We start from the raw sequence: 5,735 nt of genomic DNA on the forward strand, positions 1-5,735 counted from the left end.
TTTGGAATTTATTTGGAATTTGAATATTGAGTTTTGAAATTTATTTGTTATTTGGAAATTGAACTTTGGAATTTGATTTATTGAAGTTTGGAATTTAATATAACAAAATGACTACAAAAAAACACAAAATACTCATAACCGGAGGCGCGGGGTTCATAGGCTCTAACCTAACAGACCATTTCCTAAATCTCGGACATAATGTTGTTGTTCTTGATGACTTAAGTACTGGTTTTGAAAAAAATATTTCTCAACATTTTAATAATCCTGATTTTAAATTTATTAATGGTGATATAAGAAATTTAGAAACTTGTAAGGATGCAATAAAAGACTGTGATTATGTATTGCATGAAGCGGCACTCGGAAGTGTGCCTCGTTCAATTAAAGACCCTGCAAACACAAATTCAGTAAATATTGATGGTTTTTTAAATATGCTTATTGTTGCAAGAGATGAAGGTGTCAAACGATTTGTTTATGCAGCAAGTTCTTCTACTTACGGTGATTCTAAGAAATTACCAAAGGTTGAAAATGAAATAGGCAAACCACTTTCACCTTATGCAATTACCAAATACGTAAACGAACTTTATGCTGATGTGTTTGCAAAAACGTATAAAATGCAATGCATAGGTTTGCGGTATTTTAATGTTTTTGGAAAACGACAAGACCCAAATGGAGCTTATGCCGCAGTAATTCCATTATGGGTCAAAAAACTTATAAAACAAGAAAGTCCATTAATTAATGGAGATGGAAGTTACAGTAGGGATTTTACTTATATAGAAAATGTAATACAAGCAAACGAAAAGGCACTTTTTGCAACTGATAAAAATATACTAAAAGGGCAAAGAGAATATTATAATATTGATTTAGATAGTCATAAATACTATAAGGGTGGTGATTTCGACTCTGCTCAATCACCAAATTCAGGGAGGCTGAGCTTGAACACTGAGCAAAGTCGAAGTAAAAACGAAGCCCCCCGACAAGCATTTTCTTTCGCTGAGGTCTTCAACGTAGCTTACGGAGGTAACACAAATCTAATTGAACTTTTTGAAACCCTACGGGACAATCTTGCAAAACAGGATAAAAAAATAAAAGATATAAAAGCTGAATTTGGACCATTTAGAGCAGGAGATATTCCTCATAGCCAAGCAAGTATTAAAAAAGCAGAGATGATACTTGGATATATACCTCAGTTTGATGCAAAGGAAGGATTTAAAAAAGTGGCGGAGTGGTATTTTGAGAATTTGAAATAAACAGGTCCACGAATTACACCCCAGTACGGTCGTTTCCTGTTAAATATTCCTCGGAATTTCACAGGATAAACCTCCCTACGGGGCAGGCGAATTAGCACGAACTCCTCCTTTTAAAAAAAAATAATTAGTGAAAATTAGTTTACCCTGTAAGGTAGTGTATCAGGGCGTAATTAGCGGACACCAAAACAATACACAAGTTGTAGCATACACAAGCTGTAGTAAATGATGTTTCAAGTAGTATTACTCGATAATTTTTTTATGAAGTACAATAAAGTACCTAAAATAATAAGAACTGGTGAAGGTGAAACTATTGAGTTTAAACGTTTATGGAAAGATGAGCATTTAAAAACACTTTGTGCATTTGCAAATACTTCAGGTGGGAAAATGTTTCTTGGCATTGAAGATAATAAAGATATTGTAGGCATTGCAAACCTAAACGACCTTTTAGAAAACCTGCCAAATAAAATTGCAAACAATATAGGTGTTACGCCTGGGTTAAGTTCAATTGAGTTGACAGGAAAGTCTATCGTTCAAATTGAAATACATTATTCGTATGCACCTGTTTCTTATCATGGAAAGTTTTTTATAAGAAGTGGAAGTGTAACAAGGGAATTAAAAGGTGGTGAACTCAGTCAGTTTTTATTAAAGAAATTTGGCAAAACATGGGATGATATTCCTGTTGAGAACTTTCATGTTAATGAAATTGATGAGAAAACAATTGCTAAATTCAAAAGTCTGGCTAGTGATAGGATACCCGGCATACAAAATGAAAATAATACAGAAACTTTATTGAGAAAATTAAATTTGTATGATGGTGATTATTTAAAACGGGCAGCAGTTTTGCTTTTTGCTAAAAATCCACAGAAATATTTTATCCAATCACATTCAAAAATTGGCAAATTTCTTTCGGAGGTTGATATTCTTACCAGTGATATTATTGAAGGAAACCTTATTGATCAGGTGAATACAATTCTGGATGTATTGAAAATCAAATATCTTAAAAGTCATATTAGTTTTGAAGGAATCCACCGCAGAGAAAAACTTGAATACCCTTACGAAGCTTTAAAAGAAGCAATAATTAACGCTCTTATACATAGAGACTATACTAATACATCAAATTTGCAGATAAAAGTTTACGACAATAAAATTACGATGACAAACGGAGCATTACTGCCATCTGAAATCACAATCAAAAAATTAAAGCAATCACATGCATCTGTTCCTGCAAATCCATTAATTGCTGCCGTATTTTATAAAGCCGGTTTAATTGAGAACTGGGGCAGGGGAACTATAAATATAGTAAATGATTGTATAAATTATAAAATTCCTGAACCGGAGTTTAAATTTGACATGAATATTTTTTGGACAACTTTTTATAATAATGATACCGATAAGGTCACCGATAAGGTCACCGATAAGGTCACCGATAAGGTCACCGATAATCAAAGGATGATATTAAAATATATAGCTGATAATTCAATAATTACAACACAGAAATTAGCAGATTTGGTTGGTATCTCACAGCGAAAAATCAAAGAAAACATAGCAAGTTTAAAAGAAAAAAAACTGTTAATAAGGAAAGGTAATCCGAAAACCGGATATTGGAAAATTGTTGGTGAGTAGGTGTGTAAAAGTTGTTATTTAATTAAAAAAAAACTGCGAAAAACAGCACAATCCACGTTATCAGCGTTCCATTAAAACCACGTTCCATAAAAATAGAACACAGATAACACTGATTTAGCGGATTATCACAGATAAAAAAATAAATAATAGCGTAGATCAGCACAATCAGTGTCATCAGCGTTCCATCAAAAATAGAACACAAAGAACACCGAACACCGAACAAAGAACAACAAACAAAGAACAACAAACAACAAACAAAGAACAAATCACAAATCTCAAATAAATCTCAATATCCAAATCCCAATACCCAAACTCTGTATTTGCAAATGTTTGAATTTTGAATATTGAAAATTGGAAATTATTTGGAATTTGAATATTGAGTTTTGGAATTTAGTTAGAAATCCCAATAACCAAATCACAAATCACAAATAAATCTCAATATCCAAATCTCAATACCCAAACTCTGTATTTGCAAATGTTTGAATTTTGAATATTGAAAATTAAAATAGAAAATCCCAATAACCAAATCACAAATCTCAAATAAATCTCAATAGCCAAATCTCAATACCCAAACTATGTATCTGCAAAGTTTGGAGTTTGATTAGCAAATGTTTGAATTTTGAATATTGAAAATTGGAAATTATTTGGAATTTGAATATTGAGTTTTGAAATTTATTTGTTATTTGAAAATTGAACTTTGGAATTTAAAATAAAAAATCCCAATAAACAAATCACAAATCTTAAAAAACAACACAAAATACCAAATCATTTCTATAATGCACTATATTTGCGGTATAACAGAAACAAAATGCAGTGAACTACATTGAATTCAGAAATAAAATGTTCGACCTTGCCTTTTTTAATATCAATCAGGTATATGCGTGGCAACCCGATTTCGACCGTAACAACTTCAGCAGGTGGACAAAGAAAGGCTTACTTATTCATTTAAGACAAGGATATTACTCTTTTCCTGAATACATAGGCAAGCCGGACTATGCTTTCTATTTTGCCAACCGTATTTATCGTCCGTCATACATCAGTTTGCATACCGCTTTAACATTTTACGGTATCATTCCCGAAGCAGTAGTGCAAATAACCAGTGTCAGTTCGTTAAAAACCGCATTTTTTGCAAATGCTTTTGCCGAATATTCATACAAGACCATCAAGCCGGAACTCATGTTTGGATACGATATGAAACCATTGGCTGATGGGAGAATGATGCAGATAGCAAATCGGGAAAAAGCCCTGATAGACCTGCTTTACCTTTATCCCGCTTATAACTCGTTGCAAGAACTGGAAAACCTGCGATTAGACGAAAGTTTTCTTCACGAAGATCTTCACAAAGAACGGATGCAAAATTATACATTACGATTTAAAAACATAACTCTCGAACAAAGGGTTAAAAAGCTTTTTGTTACTTACGGACTATGATACAGCTTGATGCCATTAAAAACTTTTATCCTGCTTCTTTTGGCAACAATACTCTTCAAAAAAAGTATATGTTGAAGGAATACATTCAACTCATGATACTTGATTATTTATCCACAACTTCCCATATTCGTAAAATTACCTTTATCGGTGGAACAAGCATACGTTTGATTAAAGGAATTGACCGCTTCTCTGAAGACCTTGATTTTGACTGTAAAGCCTTTTCAAAAGATGAGTTTATAAAAATGACAGATAGCGTTTTACAGTTTCTTCATCACAATGGTTTACGTGCTGAGGTTAGAGACAGAAACAACCCACAACTTAAAGCATTCCGTAGGAATATTTATTTCCCTGAACTACTTTTGGAGTTGGGATTGTCAGGACATCGTGATGAACGGTTCCTTATCAAAGTAGAGAGTCAGGATCAGTTAGTACACTACAAACCTGAAATAGTAAACATAAAAGGTTGTGGCTTCTTTTTCCCGATGCCCGTCCCTTCCAATGCAGTGCTGTGTGCCATGAAGGTCTCGGCAATGTTCAACAGACAGAAAGGACGCGACTTTTACGATGCTATGTTTTTACTATCGCAGACCTTGCCTGACTTCACTTTCCTAAAAGAAAGATCAGGAATTTCCACTCTTGGAGAACTTAAACTAAAAGCATCAGGAATCTTTAAAAGTATTGACCTGAAAAATAAAATGAAAGATTTTGAACATTTACTTTTCAATAAAAATAACAGCACAAGAATACTTCATGCCCCGGAATTTTTTAATGAATTGTGAAAAATTTTATTAGCAAATGTTTGGAATTTGGAAATTGAAGTTTGGAATTTATTTGTTATTTGGAAATTGAAGTTTGGAATTTAAAATAGAAAATCCCAATAACCAAATCACAAATCTCAAATAAATCTCAATAAGCAAAGTACAATTCCCAAACAAAATACAGCTATGGTTTGAATATTGAAAATTGGAATTTATTTGTTATTTGGAAATTGAATTTTGGAAATTATTTGTTATTTGGAAATTGAACTTTGGAAATTATTTGTTATTTGGAAATTGAAGTTTGGAATTTAGTTGGAAATCTCAATCCCCAAACTCAGTATCTGCAAATATTTGAATTTTGATTATTGAGTTTTGGAATTTATTTGTTATTTGGAAATTGAATTTTGGAAATTATTTGGAATTTGGAAATTGAAGTTTGGAATTTAGTTAGAAATCCCAATAACCAAATCACAAATCTCAAATAAATCTCAATAAGCAAAAATCAATACCCAAACTATGTATCTGCAAATGTTTGAATTTTGAATATTGAAATTTGGAATTTATTTGTTATTTGGAAATTGAATTTTGGAAATTATTTGGAATTTGGAAATTGAACTTTGGAATTTAGTTAGAAATCCCAATAACCAAATCACAAATCTCAAATAAATCTCAATAA

The 5,735-nt window shown here is 32.1% G+C and carries 4 protein-coding genes; all 4 read left to right on the plus strand.

What is annotated here, in order from left to right; all coding sequences use genetic code 11:
* Positions 1-107: 107 nt before the first annotated feature.
* The 4 genes from U9R42_01365 (at position 108) to U9R42_01380 (ending at position 5,080) form a co-directional block, all read left to right on the plus strand.
* Positions 108-1,247: an SDR family oxidoreductase gene (locus tag U9R42_01365; protein ID MEA3494663.1), complete on the plus strand. Its 1,140-nt coding sequence runs from the start codon at positions 108-110 to the stop codon at positions 1,245-1,247.
* Between the two features lie 258 nt (positions 1,248-1,505).
* Entirely contained in the window at positions 1,506-2,870 is a 1,365-nt protein-coding gene (locus U9R42_01370) for a putative DNA binding domain-containing protein (GenBank protein ID MEA3494664.1), read from the plus strand.
* An 813-nt stretch (positions 2,871-3,683) separates the two neighbouring features.
* On the plus strand, positions 3,684-4,301 hold the full coding sequence (locus U9R42_01375) for a hypothetical protein (GenBank protein MEA3494665.1): 618 nt from the start codon (positions 3,684-3,686) through the stop codon (positions 4,299-4,301).
* Entirely contained in the window at positions 4,298-5,080 is a 783-nt protein-coding gene (locus U9R42_01380) for a nucleotidyl transferase AbiEii/AbiGii toxin family protein (GenBank protein MEA3494666.1), read from the plus strand. The genes U9R42_01375 and U9R42_01380 overlap by 4 nt, the downstream gene beginning before the upstream one ends.
* Positions 5,081-5,735: the final 655 nt, after the last annotated feature.

It is taken from the genome of Bacteroidota bacterium (assembly GCA_034723125.1).
Lineage (GTDB): Bacteria > Bacteroidota > Bacteroidia > CAILMK01 > JAAYUY01 > JAYEOP01.